Source organism: Microbacterium sp. E-13 (assembly GCF_049912955.1).
GTDB lineage: Bacteria > Actinomycetota > Actinomycetes > Actinomycetales > Microbacteriaceae > Microbacterium.
In genome coordinates, this window is sequence record NZ_CP183973.1 from 2,124,915 (window position 1) to 2,143,578 (window position 18,664).

General features: G+C 69.9%; 13 protein-coding genes. 5 read left to right on the forward strand and 8 right to left on the reverse strand.

The genetic code is table 11. The annotated features are described in order from the left end of the window. Nucleotides 1–3 precede the first annotated feature (3 nt). The gene (gatC, locus tag ACN9MP_RS09725; RefSeq protein ID WP_426319722.1) at nt 4–303 is read right to left on the reverse strand and encodes an Asp-tRNA(Asn)/Glu-tRNA(Gln) amidotransferase subunit GatC; all 300 of its coding nucleotides are present in this window, start codon (nt 301–303) and stop codon (nt 4–6) included. Between the two features lie 95 nt (nt 304–398). Between gatC and ACN9MP_RS09730 the strand changes: the two genes are divergently transcribed. After that, nucleotides 399–2,099: a long-chain-fatty-acid--CoA ligase gene (locus tag ACN9MP_RS09730; RefSeq protein WP_426319724.1), complete on the forward strand. Its 1,701-nt coding sequence runs from the start codon at nt 399–401 to the stop codon at nt 2,097–2,099. Nucleotides 2,100–2,103: 4 nt separating this feature from the next. On the opposite strand, the gene ACN9MP_RS09735 is transcribed toward ACN9MP_RS09730, so the two are convergent. The 4 genes from ACN9MP_RS09735 to ACN9MP_RS09750 all read right to left on the reverse strand — a co-directional run bounded on the left by ACN9MP_RS09735 (nt 2,104) and on the right by ACN9MP_RS09750 (nt 7,264). Beyond that, a complete protein-coding gene (locus ACN9MP_RS09735; protein ID WP_426319726.1) occupies nt 2,104–2,412 on the reverse strand; it encodes a YciI family protein in 309 nt (102 codons plus the stop codon). Between the two features lie 66 nt (nt 2,413–2,478). Next, entirely contained in the window at nt 2,479–4,749 is a 2,271-nt protein-coding gene (gene ligA / locus ACN9MP_RS09740) for an NAD-dependent DNA ligase LigA (RefSeq protein ID WP_426325972.1), read from the reverse strand. A 220-nt stretch (nt 4,750–4,969) separates the two neighbouring features. After that, the gene (gene mnmA / locus ACN9MP_RS09745; protein ID WP_426319728.1) at nt 4,970–6,067 is read right to left on the reverse strand and encodes a tRNA 2-thiouridine(34) synthase MnmA; all 1,098 of its coding nucleotides are present in this window, start codon (nt 6,065–6,067) and stop codon (nt 4,970–4,972) included. A 27-nt stretch (nt 6,068–6,094) separates the two neighbouring features. Further along, nucleotides 6,095–7,264, reverse strand: coding sequence for a cysteine desulfurase family protein (locus ACN9MP_RS09750; RefSeq protein WP_426325974.1), 1,170 nt, complete (start codon nt 7,262–7,264; stop codon nt 6,095–6,097). Between the two features lie 121 nt (nt 7,265–7,385). On the opposite strand from ACN9MP_RS09750, the gene glgX reads away from it, so the two are divergent. The 3 genes from glgX to glgB all read left to right on the forward strand — a co-directional run bounded on the left by glgX (nt 7,386) and on the right by glgB (nt 13,821). Then, complete coding sequence (glgX, locus tag ACN9MP_RS09755; protein ID WP_426319730.1) at nt 7,386–9,470, forward strand: glycogen debranching protein GlgX; 2,085 nt, start codon at nt 7,386–7,388, stop codon at nt 9,468–9,470. A gap of 92 nt (nt 9,471–9,562) precedes the next feature. Beyond that, nucleotides 9,563–11,647: a maltotransferase domain-containing protein gene (locus tag ACN9MP_RS09760; protein WP_426319732.1), complete on the forward strand. Its 2,085-nt coding sequence runs from the start codon at nt 9,563–9,565 to the stop codon at nt 11,645–11,647. Then, nucleotides 11,644–13,821, forward strand: coding sequence for a 1,4-alpha-glucan branching protein GlgB (gene glgB, locus ACN9MP_RS09765; protein WP_426319734.1), 2,178 nt, complete (start codon nt 11,644–11,646; stop codon nt 13,819–13,821). The genes ACN9MP_RS09760 and glgB overlap by 4 nt, the downstream gene beginning before the upstream one ends. Before the next feature lie 67 nt (nt 13,822–13,888). On the opposite strand, the gene ACN9MP_RS09770 is transcribed toward glgB, so the two are convergent. Together ACN9MP_RS09770 and ACN9MP_RS09775 are read right to left on the reverse strand one after the other, a co-directional pair. Continuing rightward, nucleotides 13,889–14,830 carry a tetratricopeptide repeat protein gene (locus ACN9MP_RS09770; RefSeq protein ID WP_426319735.1) on the reverse strand — a complete coding sequence of 314 codons (942 nt, stop codon included), beginning with the start codon at nt 14,828–14,830 and terminating at the stop codon, nt 13,889–13,891. Further along, nucleotides 14,830–16,680, reverse strand: coding sequence for a glycosyl transferase (locus tag ACN9MP_RS09775; protein ID WP_426319737.1), 1,851 nt, complete (start codon nt 16,678–16,680; stop codon nt 14,830–14,832). Before ACN9MP_RS09775 ends, ACN9MP_RS09770 begins: the two co-directional genes overlap by 1 nt. A gap of 175 nt (nt 16,681–16,855) precedes the next feature. On the opposite strand from ACN9MP_RS09775, the gene ACN9MP_RS09780 reads away from it, so the two are divergent. Next, a complete protein-coding gene (locus ACN9MP_RS09780) occupies nt 16,856–17,932 on the forward strand; it encodes an AI-2E family transporter (protein WP_426319739.1) in 1,077 nt (358 codons plus the stop codon). A 3-nt stretch (nt 17,933–17,935) separates the two neighbouring features. Here ACN9MP_RS09780 and ACN9MP_RS09785 read toward each other — a convergent pair whose 3' ends face one another. Further along, nucleotides 17,936–18,664: an alpha/beta hydrolase gene (locus ACN9MP_RS09785; RefSeq protein ID WP_426319741.1), complete on the reverse strand. Its 729-nt coding sequence runs from the start codon at nt 18,662–18,664 to the stop codon at nt 17,936–17,938.

The following is an 18,664-nucleotide window of genomic DNA, read 5'->3' on the forward strand; positions in this document are numbered from 1 at the left end:
CCCTTACTGCTCTTCGCCGAGGATCGCGGTCACGCGGAATCGGCCGTCCGCGGCGTCGGGCGCGTTCTGCAGCACCTGGGCGCGCGTCAGCTGGTCTCCCGGCACGTCGGAGCGGAAGACGTTCTGCAGCGCGATCGGGTGGCTGGTGGCGGCGACGTCGGGCGTGGCGACCTCGGAGACCTTGGCGATGTTGTCGACGATCGCGTCGAGCTGGCCGGTCAGCCGCTCGACCTCCTCGCCGCTCAGCTGGATCCGGGCGAGCACGCCGAGATGGCGCACGAGATCGGGGGTGATTTCAGACACCAGCACAGTTTAGTCGGCGAGTGGGCCGGGCCCCGCTGGCGCCCCGCACGCGGGCGCTCCGGTGGCGTCCCGGTCTCCCGGCGTAGTCTGAGCGCGTGACGACCTACGACGCGCCTCGCCCCTGGATCGCCAGCTACGCCGAGGGCGTTCCACAGGACCTGACACCCGTCACCGGTTCGCTCGTCGACATCGTCGACGCGTCCGCACGGGACTATCCGGACGCGGCGGCGCTGCAGTTCTTCGGACGCGAGACGTCGTATCAGTCACTTCACGAGCAGATCGAACGGGCCGCCGCCGGCCTCCGCGGGCTCGGTGTGAAATCCGGCGACCCGGTGGCCATCGTGCTGCCGAACTGTCCGCAGCACATCGTCGCCTTCTACGCCGTCCTCCGCCTCGGTGCCGTGGTCGTGGAGCACAACCCGCTGTACACGCCGCGCGAGCTCCGCAAGCAGTTCGAGGACCACGGCGCGAAGCACGCCATCGTGTGGAACAAGGTCGTCAAGACCGTCCAGGACTTCCCCGCCGACCTCGCCGTCACGAGCCTCGTGTCCGTGGATGTGATCAAAGGAATGCCGCTCCGGATGCGCATCGCGCTCCGGCTTCCCCTCGCGAAGGCACGCGAGTCGCGCGAGGCGCTCACCGAGCGGGTGTCGGGCACGGTGCCCTGGGAGCAGGTCGTCGGTTCGGCGCCGCTCCCGGCTTCGCATCCTCGCCCCGACACGGATGACCTCGCCCTGATCCAGTACACCAGCGGCACGACGGGCACGCCCAAGGGGGCTGCGCTGACGCATCGCAATCTCCTCTCCAACGCGGCGCAGGCACAAGCGTGGGTGCCCTCGATCGTGCGGGGCGACGGGTGCGTCGTGTACGCGGTGCTGCCCATGTTCCACGCGTACGGGCTCACCCTCTGCCTCACCTTCGCGATGTCGATGGGCGCGCGTCTGGTGCTCTTCCCCCGTTTCGACGCCGACATGGTGCTGGACGTCACGAAGAAGCATCCCGCCACTTTCCTGCCCCTCGTGCCGCCGATCGCCGATCGTCTGCTCAAGGCATCGCGCGAGAAGGGAGTGTCTCTCGCCGGCACCCAGGTCGCCATCTCCGGAGCGATGGCACTTCCCCACGAACTCGTCGTGCCGTTCGAGGCGGCATCCGGCGGGTACCTCGTCGAGGGCTACGGTCTGAGCGAGTGCTCCCCCGTGCTCATGGCGAATCCGGTCGCCGGCAATCGGGTTCCCGGCACGGTGGGGCTTCCGCTGCCCGGGACGGAGTGCCGCGTCGTCGATCCCGACGACCCGACGCAGGACGTGCCTGCCGGTGAACGCGGCGAGCTCGTCGTGCGCGGGCCGCAGGTCTTCGGCGGCTACTACGGCAAGCCGGAAGAGACCGAAGCGGTCTTCGTCGACGGCTGGTTCCGCACGGGCGACATCGTCACGATCGACCAGGCGGGGTTCGTGCGCATCGTCGACCGCATCAAGGAGCTCATCATCACGGGCGGATTCAACGTCGCGCCGACCGAGGTCGAGAACGCGCTCCGGCAGCACCCGAAGATCGAGGACGCGGCCGTGGTCGGCCTGCCCAGCGAGCACTCCGGCGAGGAGGTCGTGGCGGCCGTCGTGATGTCGGGGGGTGACGAGATCGACGTCGAGGCGGTGCGCGAGTTCGCCCGCGGGATCCTCACGCCCTACAAGGTGCCCCGCCGGATCTTCGTCGTCGACGAACTGCCCAAGTCCCTCATCGGCAAGGTGCTGCGCCGTCAGGTTCGCGACCGCCTGCTGACGCTCACCACCGGCGCCTGACCCCTCAACCCTCCAGACCGTCCCTGGCGACGGCGATCCGGTACGGGTGGAGGCTCGCGATGAACACTCCCGCGGCGACGGCGGGGTCGGACTCCATGACCGACCGCGCGGCGCGCTCTCCAGCGGCTTCGAAGATCGTCACGCCGAAGGTGGCCTCTGCTTCCTGAGTCCGCCCGGCAAGGATGAGGATGCCGCGGTTGCGGAGGTCGACGAGGTAGTCGAAGTGCGCGCCCACCAGCCGCTGCTCGTCAGGCGTCGCGTCTTCCACCATCCCCGGCCGGGAGGGGACGATGCGGTACAGCCAGTGCGCCATACGGTCATCATCCCAGGGGTCTGACGACGACGCACCCGCCGCTCTTTCGGGCCCCCCTCCCACGTCTCAGCCGGCGTCGGGCGCGAGTGCCTCCAGCGCCTCGGGCCCCTCCGTCACGAGGATGTGGAACTGCGCGGCGTCGAGGATACGGATGCCGAGCTCCTCCGCCTTCGTCAGCTTGGAGCCCGCGCCGGGACCGGCCGCGACGAAGTCCGTCTTCTTCGAGACGCTCGACGCGGCCTTGCCGCCGGCCTTGATGATGGCCTCTTGCGCACCCTCGCGGCTGTAGCCCTCGAGCGAGCCGGTCGCGACGACTGTCAGTCCGTCGAGCACCCCCCCGACCGTCGCGGCCGCTCCGGGTCCCGGATGACCGGGCGTGGCGAGCCGTGCGCCCGCGGCGGCCCAGCGGTCCACGATCTCACGGTGCCAGTCGACCTCGAACCAGTCCAGGAGCGAATCGGCGATAATGCCGCCGACGCCCTCGACCCCGGCCAGCTCGTCGCGCGACGCCGACCGGATCGCCTCGACCGAGCCGAACCACTGGGCCAGGGCCCTGGCCGCCACGGGACCGACATGTCGGATGTTGAGGGCCACGAGGAACCGCCACAGCTCCTTCGTCTTGGCGCGCTCCAGCTGATCGATCAGTGTGAGCGCCTGGGCGGACGGCTGCGGACCGGTGATGCCTTCCTTCTTCTCGGCGGAACTGGGGTTCCGGCGGAACGGCGACCGACGGACGACTTCGCCCGTCTTCTCGTCGACGCGCGGCTCGCCCGTCTCGGCGTCGCGCACCACCACCTCGATCGGCACGAGTTGCTCGATCGTGAGGTCGAAGAGGCCCGCCTCCGTCTCGAGCGGCGGCACCTCCGGCACGGACGGCTGCGTGAGCGCCGCGGCGGTGACCTCGCCGAGAGCCTCGATGTCGAGCGCACCCCGTGAGCCGATGTGCTCCACTCGCCCCCGCACCTGTGCGGGGCACGCCCGGGTGTTGGGGCAGCGGAGGTCGATGTCGCCTTCCTTGGCGGGGGCCAGGGGGAAGCCGCACTCGGGGCAGTCGGCGGGCATGACGAACTCGCGCTCCGTGCCGTCGCGGAGCTCGACCACCGGCCCCAGGACCTCGGGGATGACGTCGCCCGCCTTGCGCAGCACGACGGTGTCTCCGATCAGCACGCCCTTCGCTCGCACGACGTCCTGATTGTGGAGAGTGGCCTGCCGAACGACCGAGCCTGCCACGCGCGCCGGGGCCATGACCGCGAACGGAGTCGCGCGCCCCGTACGGCCGACCGAGACGACGATGTCGAGCAAGGTGGTGTTGACCTGCTCGGGCGGGTACTTGTACGCGATGGCCCAGCGCGGCGCGCGACTGGTCGCACCGAGCTCATCGTGCAGCGCGAGCTCGTCGACCTTGACCACGACGCCGTCGATCTCGTGCTCGACGTCGTGCCGGTGCTCGCCGTAATGGTCGACGAAGTCCAGCACACCCCCGATGTCGTCAGCCGTGCGGAAGTACGGGCTCGCCGGGAGACCCCATTCCGCGAGAAGGCCGTAGATCTCGCTCTGCGAGTCGACGGGCGGACGGCTCCACGCCCCGATGCCGTGCACGAACAGACGCAGCGAGTCCAGGCGCGCCTGGCCGGCCTCCCGCTCCAGGCCGTCCTTCTTGTCGAGCTGCTGCCGGAGACCGCCGGAAGCCGCGTTGCGCGGATTGGCGAACGACGGGAAGCGCCGTTCCGCGCTCGCTCGCGCCTTCGCCTCGTCGAACGCACGGCTACGGGCACGGGTCTCTTCGATGGCACGGCTGCGCATGTCGGCCTGGAGCGCGTTGAGGCGCTCGAACGCGGCGACGGGGATGAACACCTCGCCGCGAACCTCGACGAGATCAGGATGACCGCTCCCCGCCAGACGCTGCGGGATGCCGGCGACCCGGATCGCGTTGACCGTGACGTCCTCGCCGGTCCGCCCGTCTCCGCGCGTCGCGGCCGAGGTCAGCACTCCGCGCTCGTAGCGCAGGCTGATCGCGAGTCCGTCGATCTTGAGCTCGGTCAGCCAGCGCACCTTGCGCCCCGCGGACGACTCGGTCTTGGCGCACCACTCGCGAAGCTCTTCGAGGCTGAAGACGTTGTCGAGGCTCAGCATCCGCTCGGCGTGCTCCACCGGGGCGAACATGGAGCTCTCGGCCGCCCCGACGGTCTGGGTCGGCGAGTCCTGACTCTGCAGCTCCGGGTGCAGGCGCTCGAGTTCTTCCAGCCGGCGGATCCACGCGTCGTACGTCGCGTCGTCCACGAGCTCCGCGTCGCGACCGTAATAGGCGTCGCGCGCGTCGAGGATGCGCTCGGTCAACTCCCGCGCCTCGGCCCGTGAGGCGTCGAGACCGGCATCGGCGGGAAGCTCCGAGCCCTCGTGTGCCGCCGCGGGAACGGGCGTACCGACCGCCCGATCAGGCGTGCGCGAAGCGGGCGTATCGAGATCGTCATCCGTCACCCCGCCAGTCTAGAAGCGGCCTCCGACAGCAGGGGGGTACGGGGGCTCGCCGTCCGGCGCGGGCCGCGGCGTCCGCCCGCTATGCCCCCACGGGGACGGCCGAGACGGTCCGGTCGACCGTGAACTGGCCGATCACCCGCGTGCCGTCGTAGAGCACCGCCGTCTGCCCGGGCGCCACGCCGTCGAAGGGCGTCTCCGGGACGACCGTGATCCCGCCCTCCGCGAGGGTGGCCGTCGCCGGCACCGGGTCGGCGTGCGCCCGGATCTGAACGTGGCACGCGAAACTGCCCGGCTGCGGGGCGCGTCCGGCCCAGGAGTACCGCTCCCCCGCGATCTCCGCCGTGGCGAGCGCCTCCCTGGGCCCCACCACGACGGTGTTCGAGACGGGTCGCACCTCCAGTACGAAGCGCGGCTTGCCATCGGGTGCGGGCACGCCCAGCTGCAGACCGCGGCGCTGGCCGACCGTGAAGGCGTGGGCGCCTTCGTGGCTGCCCACGACGGCGCCGGTGCGATCGACGATGGCGCCGGTGGTGGCACCGACCTTCTCCGCGAGCCAGCCGCGTGTGTCGCCGTCGGGGATGAAGCAGATGTCGTGGCTGTCGGGCTTGTGCGCCACCGTGAGACCGCGCTCTTCCGCCTCGGCGCGCACGAGCGCTTTCGACGGCGTCGCCCCGAGGGGGAAATAGGTGTGCGCGAGCTGTTCGGCGTTCAGCACGCCGAGGACGTACGACTGGTCCTTCGCGGCGTCGGAGGCACGGTGCAGCTCGAGGCCCTCCGGAGAATCGACGAGGCTCGCGTAGTGGCCGGTGCACACGGCATCGAAACCGAGTTCGAGCGCCCGCTCGAGGAGCGCGGCGAACTTGATCTTCTCGTTGCACCGCATGCACGGATTCGGTGTGCGGCCGGCGCGGTATTCGGCGATGAAGTCATCGATCACGTCATCGCGGAATCGCGCGGAGAAGTCCCACACGTAGAACGGGATGCCGATCATATCCGCGGCACGTCGCGCGTCCATCGCATCCTCGATGGTGCAGCAGCCCCGGCTGCCGGTGCGCAGCGTCCCGCCCGCGCGCGACAGGGCGAGATGAACGCCGACGACGTCGTGGCCCGCCTCGACGGCCCGGGCGGCCGCCACGGCGGAGTCCACTCCGCCGCTCATGGCCGCAAGGATCCGCATGGGTCCAGTCTACGAACCCGTACCTGGTCACGACCCGGATGCCGCCCGCCGCGCCCGCTCCACCGCCTCCGGCAGCACGGCGAGAACGGCATCGACGTCGGCGTCGGTCGTGGTCCGGCCGAGGGTGAGGCGCAGCACCTGGCGGGCCTCGGCATCCGTCCGCCCCATCGCGAGCACGACGTGCGAGGGCTCCGGCACCCCGGCCTGACACGCCGAGCCGGTCGAGACGGCGATGCCGGCCATGTCGAGCAGGAACAGCAGCGTCTCCCCCGATGCCCCGGGGAACAGCAGGTGGGCGTTGCCGGGCACGCGTTCGAGCGGATCACCGAGCAGCTCGGCATCGGGGATGCGGTTCCGGATGCTGCGCACCATGCGCTCGCGAAGTGCTGCGAGCCGCGCGGCTTCGGCTTCGCGCTCCGCCTCGGCCAGCTCCGCCGCGACGGCGAATGCGGCCGCGCCCGCCACGTCCTGCGTTCCGGCGCGGAGCCGGCGCTGCTGGCCGCCGCCGTGCACGAGCGCGGCGAGTTCGGCGCCGCGCGCGACGACCAGCGCGCCGACGCCCGTAGGTCCGCCGATCTTGTGGGCCGAGACGCTGAGCGCCGCCAGCCCGGCGCGACCCGCCGCGTCGCCGCGCCACGCGCGGAACGACACGGGCACGTGGCCGAAAGCGGCGACCGCATCGAGATGGAGGGGTACGCCGGCCTCGGCGGCTGCCGCCGCCAGTGCGGGGCTGTCGTTGACCGTACCGGCCTCGTTGTTCGCCACGAGGGCGGTGGCGAGCGCCGCGCCGGGCAGCGCCGCGCGGAACGCGTCGGGCGCGATACGGGCGGCCTGGTCGAGACCGACGTGGCGCACGACCGCCCCCTGGGCCTCGAGCCATTCGACCGCGTCGAGTGTGGCGTGGTGCTCGCCGTCCGGCAGCACCACCGCATCGGCGTCGGATCGGCGAGCCCACCAGAGGCCCTTGACGGCGAGGTTCACCGCCTCGGTCCCTCCCGAGGTGAAGACGACTTCGATCGGGTCGGCGCCGATCACGGTCGCGAGCCGCTCTCGTGCCTCCTCGAGCATCCTGCGCGCGCGCTGCCCCGCACCGTGGATCGACGAGGCGTTTCCGGCCGCCGAGGCGGCCTCGATCCATGCGTCGCGGGCCTCCGGCCGCAGCGGTGCGGTCGCCGCGTGGTCGAGATACACCATCACGCCGCTCATGGCCACAGCCCTCCTTCGCGATCGCCGGGTTCGAATCTGCGCCCCAGTCCCGCACGGGGTGGGATCTGGTCCCGTAACACCCCTGACTCGGACCATGGTTATGGTAGTCCGCATGATCAGCCCGGAGTCCGTACTCTCGCCCCTCGCCGCGGGTCTCCTCAGCAGCGGGCTCGACGACCTCGGCGTCGTGCTCACCCCGGACGGCGCCCGACTGCGGGTCTGGTCGGGGGCGGCGGATGCCATCGATCTCGTGGTCTTCGACGACACGGACCTCGACTGGATCACGGCCACGGAGCCGCTCGCCCCGGTCGGAGGCGGCGTGTGGGAGCTGACCACGCCCCTTCTGCGCCCGGGGACCAGATACGCCATCCGGGTGGACGGGCCCCACGGACCGGGGAACACGTTCAACAACGGCACCCTGCTGCTGGAGCCGTACTCGCGCGGACTGGTGAAGACCGGGTACGACGGCTGGCGCTCGGCCGTCGTCGACGGCTCGTTCGACTGGGGAGGCGTCGCGAAGCCCGCCATCCCGATGGATCGCACGGTGATCTACGAGGGCCATCTCAAGGGGCTCTCGAAGCGGCATCCCGATGTCCCCGGCGCCCTCCGCGGAACGTACGCGGGCCTCGCGCACCCCGCCATGGTGCAGCACTTCCTGGACCTCGGCGTGACGAGCATCCAGCTGTTGCCGGTGCAGGCGTTCACCACCGAGCCGCGCCTGCTCCAGCACGGCCTCACGAACTACTGGGGCTACAACACAGTGAACTTCTTCACTCCTCACGCACCGTACGCCAGCGAAGACGCCCGACGGCAGGGCCCCGAGGCGATCCTCCGCGAGTTCAAGGGCATGGTGAGGATCCTCCACGAGGCGGGGCTCGAGGTGATCCTCGACGTCGTCTACAACCACACGGCGGAAGAGGGCATCGGCGGGCCCCGCTCGAGTCTGCGGGGCATCGACAATCGCGCCTATTACCGCCAGCAGGAGGACGGCGCCTACATCGACGTCACCGGCTGCGGCAACGCGGTGGACACCTCTACGGATGCCGCGGCCCGCCTCGTACTGGACTCGCTGCGGTACTGGGCGAACGAGGTGCAGATCGACGGCTTCCGGTTCGACCTCGCGGCGACGCTCGGCCGCGACGACGCGCACGTGTTCACGCCGGAGCATCCCCTCCTGCGCGCGATCCTCGATGATCCCGCCCTCTCGGGCGTCAAGAAGATCGCCGAGCCGTGGGACGTCGGACTCGGCGGCTGGCAGACCGGCAACTTCGGCGACGGCTGGACCGAGTGGAACGATCGCTACCGCGACCGCGTGCGGAACTTCTGGCTGAGCGACGTGGACTACGCGCGACGAGCCTCGACGTCACCCGTCGGCATCGGCGGATTCGCGACGCGCCTCGCCGGATCCGCCAACACGTTCGCCGACGCACGCGGACCGCTCGCGGGGGTCAATTTCATCACCGCCCATGACGGCTTCACGCTGCGGGACCTCGTCTCGTACGACGTCAAGCACAACCTCGGCAACGGCGAGCAGAACCGGGACGGCGCAGACACCAATCGCTCGTACAACCACGGTGCGGAAGGTCCCACCGAGGACGCGACCATCCTCGCCGTACGGCGCAAGGCGATGCGCAACCTCCTCGGCACGCTGCTGCTGTCGGCGGGCGTGCCGATGCTCACCGCCGGCGACGAGTTCGCACGCACGCAGCGCGGCAACAACAACGCCTACTGCCATGACTCGGTCCTGACCTGGCTGTCATGGCAGCATGCGCCGTGGCAGCGCGATCTCTACGAGCACGTCCGGCATCTGCTGCGGCTCCGGCGCGAGAACCCTGCGCTGCGCCCGAGCCGCTTCGCGCGTCTGGGTGAGCACACCCCCTCGGCCTCGGTCATGGAGTGGTACGACGAGCGCGGCGAGACCATGTCCAGCGAACGCTGGACCGACCCGGCGCATCGCACGCTGCAGTACGTCGCGGCATCCACTCCCGAGTTCGAGGACTTCAACCGCGTGCTGCTGATGGTGCACGGCACCGAGCAGCCGACGAAGGTGAAGCTTCCCGAGATCGAAGGCGTGACTCGGTACATCTCGCTGTGGTCGAGCGCCGACGAGGTGCCGTCCGACGTCGTGACCGCGCACGAGCCCGGCGACACCGTGGAGCTCGCCGGCACTTCGATGCGCCTCTTCCGCGCCGAGTAGGCGACGGCCCCGTGCGCCCGCGCACCGTACCGCATGGAACGCGCGGCGTCACGTCGCTGTCGCCGGCCCAGGGTGCGCGATAGGTTCGACTCGTGGTCACGACGACGCGCTCTCAGCGCTCCCGCCCGTGGCGGAGCGCCTCGGCCCTCCCCGTCCGCAACAACCCTGCCTGGCAGGCGGAACGCGATACCGCCGCCCGGCGTGTGCCGCTGGCCAAGCCCGCGCCCGCCGTCCCTTGGGGCGACTACCGTCCCAAGGCCTTCGCCGGCGAGATCGTGCCGTTCGGCGTCACGGCGTTCCGGGAGGGCCACGATCGCATCGGCGTTCAGCTGCGACTGTTCTCGCCATCGGGCGACGAGTCCCTTCACCGGCTCGACCCCCTCGAGGACGGGTTCGACCGCTGGTCGACGAAGGTCGCACTCCTCGAGCAGGGCATCTGGCGATTCCGCTTCGAATCCTTCGGCGACGACTTCGCGACCTGGGAGCACGCCGCGTCGCTGAAGATCGCGGCGGGAGTGGATGCTGCGCTCATGCGCGACATCGGCGCGCGGCTGTTCGACCGGGCCCGCGGTGAGAAGGGCCGTCCGGCCGCAGAGCGCAAGGCGCTGGCCGCGGCTGCGGAATCCCTCCGCGATCCGGCAGTCGACGACGCGGCCGCCCTGGCGATCGTCGAAGACCCCGGCATCGCCGCGTTCTTCCGCCAGCGCCCGGTCATGTCGCTCGTGACGCTCGGTGATGACCTCGAACTGCTCGTCGAGCGCGAGCGCGCCGGTGTCGGCGCCTGGTACGAGTTCTTCCCCCGTTCGGAGGGCGCGCGACGCTTGAAGGACGGCACGATCAAGAGCGGCACGTTCCGCACCGCCGCCAAGAGGCTCCCCGCTGTCGCGGAGATGGGCTTCGATGTGCTCTACCTGCCGCCGATCCACCCGATCGGCGCCATGAACCGAAAAGGACCGAACAACACGCTGAATGCCGGTCCCGGCGATCCCGGATCCCCCTGGGCGATCGGGTCCGCGGCGGGCGGGCACGACACCGTCCACCCCGACCTGGGATCCCTCGCCGACTTCCGCGCCTTCGTGCGCACGGCGCGCGCGGCGGGTGTCGAGGTCGCCCTCGACCTGGCACTCCAGGCCGCACCGGACCATCCGTGGGTCGCCGCGCACCCGGAGTGGTTCACCACGCTTCCCGACGGGACGATCGCCTACGCCGAGAACCCGCCCAAGAAGTATCAGGACATCTACCCGGTCAACTTCGACAACGATCCGGCGGGCATCCGCGCCGAGGTGCTGCGTGTCGTACGCCACTGGATCGCACAGGGCGTGCAGATCTTCCGCGTCGACAATCCTCACACGAAGCCGCTGCAGTTCTGGGAGTGGCTCATCGCCACGATCACGGCCGAGGCTCCCGACGTGGTGTTCCTCGCCGAGGCCTTCACGCGACCGGCGCCGATGCAGAGCCTCGCCGCCGCCGGGTTCCAGCAGAGCTACACGTACTTCACCTGGCGCAACACCAAGGCCGAGCTCGAGGAGTTCCTGTCGGGGCTCGCGCACGACACCGCCGACTTCCTGCGACCGAACCTCTTCGTCAACACGCCCGACATCCTCACCGAGTACCTGCAGTTCGGCGGTCGCGCGGCGTACCGCATCCGCGCCGCCATCGCCGCGACGGCAGCCCCCACCTACGGTGTGTACGCCGGCTACGAGCACTACGAGAACGTGGCGCGGCCAGGTTCGGAAGAGAACATCGACAACGAGAAGTACGAGTACAAGCTGCGCGACTGGGCCGGCGCCGTCGAGCGCGGCGACTCGCTGGCGCCCTTCCTCACCCGTCTCAACGAGATCCGGCGGGCCCATCCCGCACTCCGCCAGCTGCGCAACCTCAGCGTTCACTGGAGCGACGACGATGCGATCCTCGTGTACGCGAAGCACGTGGATGCGGCCCTGTCCCCCGACGGGCGCAGCGACACCATCATCGTCGTGGTCAACACCGATCCGCATTCGGTCCGTCAGACGATGGTCCATCTCGACACCCGCGTCTGGGGCGTCGAACCGGGGGCGTCGTACGACGTGGAGGACCTCGTCACCGGCGCCCGGTGGACCTGGTCCGATCACAACTACGTGATGCTCGACGCGTTCACGGAACCCGTCCACATCCTCCACGTGAAGGAGCCCCGATGACGACCACCGACGAGATCTTGGACGCTGTCGCGGCGGGCTCGCACCACGACCCGCACGCCGTGCTCGGCATCCATCCCGATCAGGATGCCGAGGGCACCCCCACCTGGACCGTGCGCGCCCGTCGCCCGCTGGCCCGGAGTGTCACGGCCGCCTTCGCGGACGGCACGAGGATTCCGCTGGAACACGTGCGCGGAGGCATATGGGAGGGCACGCGTGCCGGCGCCCTCATCGGCTACGAACTCATCACCACGTACCCGGAGGGACCGGACTACGTCACCGACGACCCGTACCGCCACTCCCCTACGATCGGCGAGCTCGACCTCCACCTGATCCGCGAGGGTCGTCACGAGGAGCTGTGGCGGGTGCTCGGCGCGCACGAGCGCGAGCACGACGGCGCCCGCGGCACGGCGTTCACGGTGTGGGCGCCGAACGCCCGCGCGGTGCGCGTCGTCGGCGATTTCAACGGCTGGGACGGCCAAGGACACGCCATGCGCTCGATGGGCGGCACCGGGGTGTGGGAACTGTTCATCCCCGGAGTGGGGCAGGGCGCCACCTACAAGTTCGAGATCCGCGCACGCAGCGGCGAATGGGTCGTGAAAGCCGACCCGATGGCCCGGTACGCCGAGGTGCCGCCGGCGACCGCATCCGTCGTGGTCGACACCTCCTACACGTGGGGCGATGACGCGTGGCTCGCGTCGCGGGCCAAGTCCACCCCGGTGTCGCGTCCCATGTCGGTGTACGAACTGCACCTGGGCTCGTGGCGGCCCGGCCTGTCCTACCGGGATGCCGCCGACCAGATCATCGACTACGTCGGCGGACAGGGCTTCACGCACGTGGAGTTCCTGCCTCTCGCGGAGCATCCCTTCGGCGGCTCGTGGGGCTATCAGGTCACCGGCTACTACGCGCCCACGAGCCGCTTCGGGCACCCGGACGACCTGCGGTACCTCATCGACCGGCTGCACCAGGCCGGCATCGGCGTGATCATGGACTGGGTGCCGGGCCACTTCCCCAAGGATGCCTTCGCCCTCGCGCGCTTCGACGGCGAGCCCCTCTACGAGCACCCGGATCCCCGCCGTGGCGAGCACCGCGACTGGGGGACGTACATCTTCGACTATGGCCGCAACGAGGTGCGGAACTTCCTCGTCGCCAACGCGCTGTACTGGTTCGAGGAGTTCCACGTCGACGGTCTGCGGGTCGACGCGGTGGCGTCGATGCTCTACCTCGACTATTCGCGCAACGAGGGCGAGTGGGCGCCGAACGTCCATGGCGGCCGCGAGAACCTCGAGGCGATCCGGTTCCTGCAGGAGGTGAACGCGACCGCCTACAAGCGCTACCCGGGGATCGCGATGATCGCCGAGGAGTCCACGAGCTTCCCGGGTGTCACCGCGCCCACGAGCCAGGCGGGCCTGGGCTTCGGGTTCAAGTGGAACATGGGTTGGATGAACGACTCGCTGCAGTACATCAAGCGAGACCCGATCTACCGTTCGCACCACGAGGGCGAGCTGTCGTTCTCGTTCGTCTACGCCTTCAGCGAGAACTACATCCTCCCGATCAGCCACGACGAGGTCGTGCACGGCAAGGGGAGCCTCTTCACCCGGATGCCCGGCGACCACTGGCAGAAGCTCGCGAACATGCGCGCCTTCCTCGCCTACATGTGGGGGCACCCGGGCAAGCAGCTGCTGTTCATGGGGCAGGAGTTCGGGCAGCTTTCGGAGTGGTCGGAGGGCCGTTCACTCGACTGGTGGCTCCTCGACCAGCCCGCGCACGCCCAGCTGCAGCAGTTCGTCGGCGCACTCAACCGCGCGTACCTCGGCGAATCGGCTCTGTGGTCGCGCGACAGCGACGGCGCGGCCTTCCAACGGCTGGGCGGTCCGCGGTGGAACCCCAACGTCATCGCATTCGCTCGTCGTGACTGGCACGGCAACACGATCGTCGTCGCTGCGAACTTCTCGGGGCAGCCGCTCGCGTCGTATGAGCTCGACCTGCCCGAGACGGGCGTCTGGGACGAGATCCTCAACACCGACGCGCAGGCGTACGGCGGGTCGGGCGTCGGCAACCTCGGCGTCGTCCACGCGGGTGCTGGCGGGCGGGCGTCGCTCGTACTCCCGCCGCTCGGGGTGCTCTGGCTCCGTCACCGGACGGGCGCGCACATCCCTTCGCCCACGCAGGGCTGACAGGCGATGAGCCGGCAGCCCACGGGCTGCCGGCTCCGCCCGCGGGGCGCAGGCCGCCCCGCGATGCTCAGAAGAGCAGCGACGCGAGCCGCCCGCGGGCCGAGACGACACGTGGGTCGGCGTCGCCGACGAGCGCGAACAGCTCGAGCAGACGCTCGCGCACGGGCGTGCGCTCGTCGCCGGGAAGCTGGGCGAACAGGTCGAGCAGACGACGGAAGGCATCGTCGACATGCCCACCGGCGAGGTCGAGGTCGGCGACCGTGAGCTGGGCGCCGACATCCTGCGGCGCCGCAGCAGCGGCCGCGCGTGCCGTGTGCAGGTCGACGCCCTGCACACGGTCGAGCAGGCGGACCTGGCCGAGTCCCGCGCGCGCGTCGGCGTCGCGAGGGTTCTCGGCGAGGGCCTTCTCGTACGCCGCGATCGCACGCGCGTAGTCGCCGTTCTCGATCGCCTCGAATGCTTCGGCGTGCAGCGGCGGAAGCGGCGGCTCGGCAGCGGCCTCCTGCTCGGGAGCCTCCCCGTCCACCGAGACGGAGCCCGTCACACCGTTCTGCGCCGCAAGCTGGAGGAGCTGGGCGAACACCTCCCGCACCTGCTGCTCGGGCACGGCTCCGGTGAACATGGGCACCGGCTGGCCGGCCACGAGAGCGACGACCATGGGGATGGACTGCGCGCGGAACGCCTGCGAGAGCTGCGGGTTCGCGTCGACGTCGACCTTCGCGAGCACGACGCGGCCGCTGAGCTCGATCACGACCTTCTCCAGTATCGGGCTCAGCTGCTTGCACGGGCCGCACCACTCGGCCCACAAGTCGACCACGATCGGCACGGTGCGCGACAGCTCCAGAACCTGGGGAAAGGTCTCGTCTGTGACGTCGAGCACAAGCGAAGGCACCGCGACGTCCGCGCCGGACGGCGCCTCCTCACCCGTGACGGCGGGTGCAGGACGGTTTCGAAGTGTGGACAGGTCGACGGCGCCGCGCAGCGAGGCGCCCAGAGTGGGATCGGTCACTACAGAATCTTCGCATCGAGGATGTCGGATGAGTAACCGAGAAGACGGATCTTCTCGTTCGACCCGGGCCCCGGCACGTAGAAGAACACCTGGTCGCTGAAGGTGGTGGCGAATCCCGTCGAGGACTGATCCACGCCGGCCAGGGTCTTCACGGTCTGGTTGCCGTCGACCTTGATGACGGCATCGGGGTTCGTGGGCTTGACAGTGTCGATCTCGTTGATGTTCACCGCCACGATGGCGCCGCTCTCGACGGTCTGCAGTGCGAAAGGCGCCTGCGTGCCGGCCGCGGACGTGAACTCCAGGCTTCCGGTCGAGGCCGCGGTCTTGTTGAACTCGTCGAGCCGGCGCTGCCGGTCTGCGGCGATGCTGTCGCGCAGCTGATCGCCCTCCGCCTCGAACAGGTCGTAGTACTCGCTCTCCTGGCCCTTGTTGATGACGTCCGCGTAAGCCGCGGCCACCTGGTCGGGAGGGAGGACGAGGAACGGCGAGTCGGGCTCGATCCGCGGTGCGCCGATGTAGTAGGGCGCGAGGGCCGGGATGGAGGTCGAGGCCTCGAGACTGCCCATGTACGACAGCTTGTAGTCCGACCACGCATCCTGCTGGGTCAGCACCATGATGCTCGACGTCTTCGACTGGTCGTCATCGGCGATGGCGATCACCGAGCGGGGCCAGCCGTCGTACGCCTGCGGGAGGATGATCTCCAACGGCTTGGCGACGATCGGTGCGGGCACCGCGTAATCGGCGATGGCGGATCGCAGCTTGTAGTTCGTGTCGCGGGCTGCCAGTGCGGCGCCCTCGAGGCGAGTCCCTGCGAGGTTGCCGTCCATGGCGGCGTCGGCGTCGGCCACGGTGGCCGCGATGCGCGTCAGAATCCGCTCAGCCTGGGCTTTGGTCACCGCCGGGGCCTGCTGGCCCTCCGGGGCGATCACGGTCGCTGTGGGAGACGGCGTGGGCGTAGGTCCGAGCTGCGGCCAGGCGTCGGCCGAGCAGCCGGAGAACAGCAGCGCTGACACGGCGACCAGGGGTACGACAGCCAGCGCGCGGCGGCCGCCCGTGACGGAGCGGCGCCTCGGCGACTGCGAGCTGATGACGCCCTTGTCGCCGTGGTCGATCGCGATGTCGATGGGCTCGGTGACCGGCAGCGGCAGACCCTTGCGACGCGGACCGCGCTTACGCCGCGCGTGACGGATGCCGAGGATGTAGAGGAACACACCGATGGCCATGAGGATGGCGCCACCGACGATGAGCGGGCCCGCCCAGGGAGTGGAGGCCTGAAGCGGCCACGTGACGGTGACCGTGCTCGGCGCGGGGGCGGTGCCGTCTGCGGCGACCAGGACGCTCATGCCCTCCGGTAGCTGGAGAGGGGCGATCAGGAGGTCGGTCTGCTGGTACTCGTCCAGCCAGAGGTCGGATCCCACCGGGTTGCGACCGGCCGCCCCAGCGGCGGCATCGCCGGTGGTGGCATCGCCGCTCGCCGCAGAGTCGTCGGTGGTGGCATCCGTCGTGGGTTCGCCGGTCTCGGCCGCCTGCGGCTCGACGACTTCCTTGTCGAGCCCGCCGTCGTCAGCCAGCGTGACGTGGGTGTACGTGGCGTCGGAGAGCCAGGCTTCCATGTCGGCGGTGCGCCCGTAGGAGGCGAAGATGTCGCCCTCCATCTGCGCCCGGAGGGTCTGCGTGCCCGGCAACTGGTTGAGCACGGCCCCGTCGATGAGGAGGAAGGGCGTCTGTTCCTCGACCGAGATCGCCGTCGTCTCGGTGCGCGGTCCCTGGAAGATCGTCCGCTGGGCGATGCCCGCGCCGATCATGACGGCGGCGAGCACGAAGGCTGCGACGGCCCACACGAAACGCACGAAGAACACCTTTCCCGGGCGCGCACACAGCGCAGCCCACCGATTCGACATTTCAGACTAGCGAACACGACCTGTGAGGCGCGTGGGAGGGACCATTCCCGGGACTGGGGTCTCGCCGTGCGTATTCTGGGCGGACACAACGCATCGACGCGCCGTCGATGGGAGGGAAGCCCGGATGAAGATTCACAGCCCGTTCCGCACGGCGCTTCTCGCGACACTGGGTGTCGGCCTCGGACTGCTGCTGATCGGGGGCATCCAGAACCTGCAGACGATCCTGCTGTATGTCGGCACGGCACTGTTCCTGTCGCTCGGTCTCGACCCCATCGTGGCCTGGCTCGAGCGGCGCAAGCTCCCGCGCTGGGCGGCCGTCCTCATCACGATCCTCGGCGTCCTGGCCGCCTTCGCGGGCATCATCCTCATGATCGTGCCGATCATCGTGCAGCAGATCGGTCAGCTCGTCACCACGATCCAGGATCTCGCCGAGAAGGGTGCGTTCGACGACCCGGTGGGTGCCATCCAGCAGTGGCTGCACGCGGTCTTCCCCGCGCTGAACGTGGACGAGGTGTGGGGCTACATCGAGGACTGGTACGCGTCGCTGGACGTGGGCGCGATCGGCTCCGAGGTCGGCGGCAGCCTGATCGCGATCGTGGGCGCCATCATCGCGGGGTTCGCCGGTGCCTTCATCGTGCTCATCCTGACCATCTACTTCACCGCGTCCACGCCGAGCCTCAAGCGGTCCGTGTACCAGTTGGTGCCGGCCTCCAAGCGGGCGCGCTTCATGGACCTCGGAGAGCAGATCACCGATTCCGTCGGCTACTACGTCATCGGTCAGCTGAGCCTCGGCGTGATCAACGGCGTGCTGAGTGCGATCTTCCTCACGATCATCGGCGCCCCGTTCCCGGCCGTCCTCGCCGTCATCGCATTCTTCTTCTCGCTGATCCCGCTCGTCGGAACGCTGACGGGCTCGACGATCATCGTGCTGACCTGCCTCATCCCGGGATTGGGCAGCAACCCGAACGCCTGGTGGATCGCCGCGATCTACTACCTGATCTACATGCAGATCGAGGCCTACGTCATCTCGCCTCGCATCATGGGGCGCGCGGTCTCGGTGCCCGGCGCGGTCGTCGTGATCGCGGCCCTCGCGGGCGGTTCGCTGCTCGGTCTGCTCGGCGCCCTGGTGGCGATCCCCGTGGCGGCCAGCATCCTGATCATCTACCGCCAGGTCGTGATCCCACGCCAGAACGAGCGATGACGCTCAGCCCTGGGCGACGAGCGGCCCTTCCCATTCGAGCGGCAATGGCAGCGCGTCGGGGTTGATCGCGGCCACGATCTCGGTCAGCACGCGACGTGTCTGGTTCTCCCCCACCCACAGGTGCTTGCCGCCCTCCACGGGGATGAGGACGGCGTCGGGCACGCTCGCGAAGCGTTCCGCCGCGGCATCCGGTCGCAGGTAGTCGTCGAATTCGGGCACGAGAACGATCAGGCGGCGATCGTCGCCGCCCCATGCGGCGACCTCTTCGTCGGTGGCGCGATGCAGAGGCGGCGAGAGGAGCACGGCGCCCTCGACCGCGTGGTCGCGCCCGTATTTGAGGGCCAGCTCGGTTCCGAATGACCAGCCGACGAGCCATGGCCGGGGCAGACCCCGTGCGTGGACGAAATCCATGGCGGCGGCCACATCGAACGCCTCGGAACGGCCCCCGTCGAAGGCGCCCTCGCTGGTGCCGCGGGGCGAGCTGGTGCCGCGGGTGTTGAACCGGAGTACCGCGAGATCGGCGAGGGCGGGGAGCCGCCCCGCAGCCTTGCGGAAGATGTGCGAGTCCATGAACCCGCCCGCGGTCGGGAGCGGATGCAGCGTCACGAGCGTTGCGACGGGTTCTCGCTCCGCGGGAAGGGCGAGCTCACCCACGAGGGTCAGGCCGTCGAGGGTCTCGAGCTCGATGTCTTCGCGTCGCGCGGGAAGCTGCATCGGTCCGCGGATCTCCAT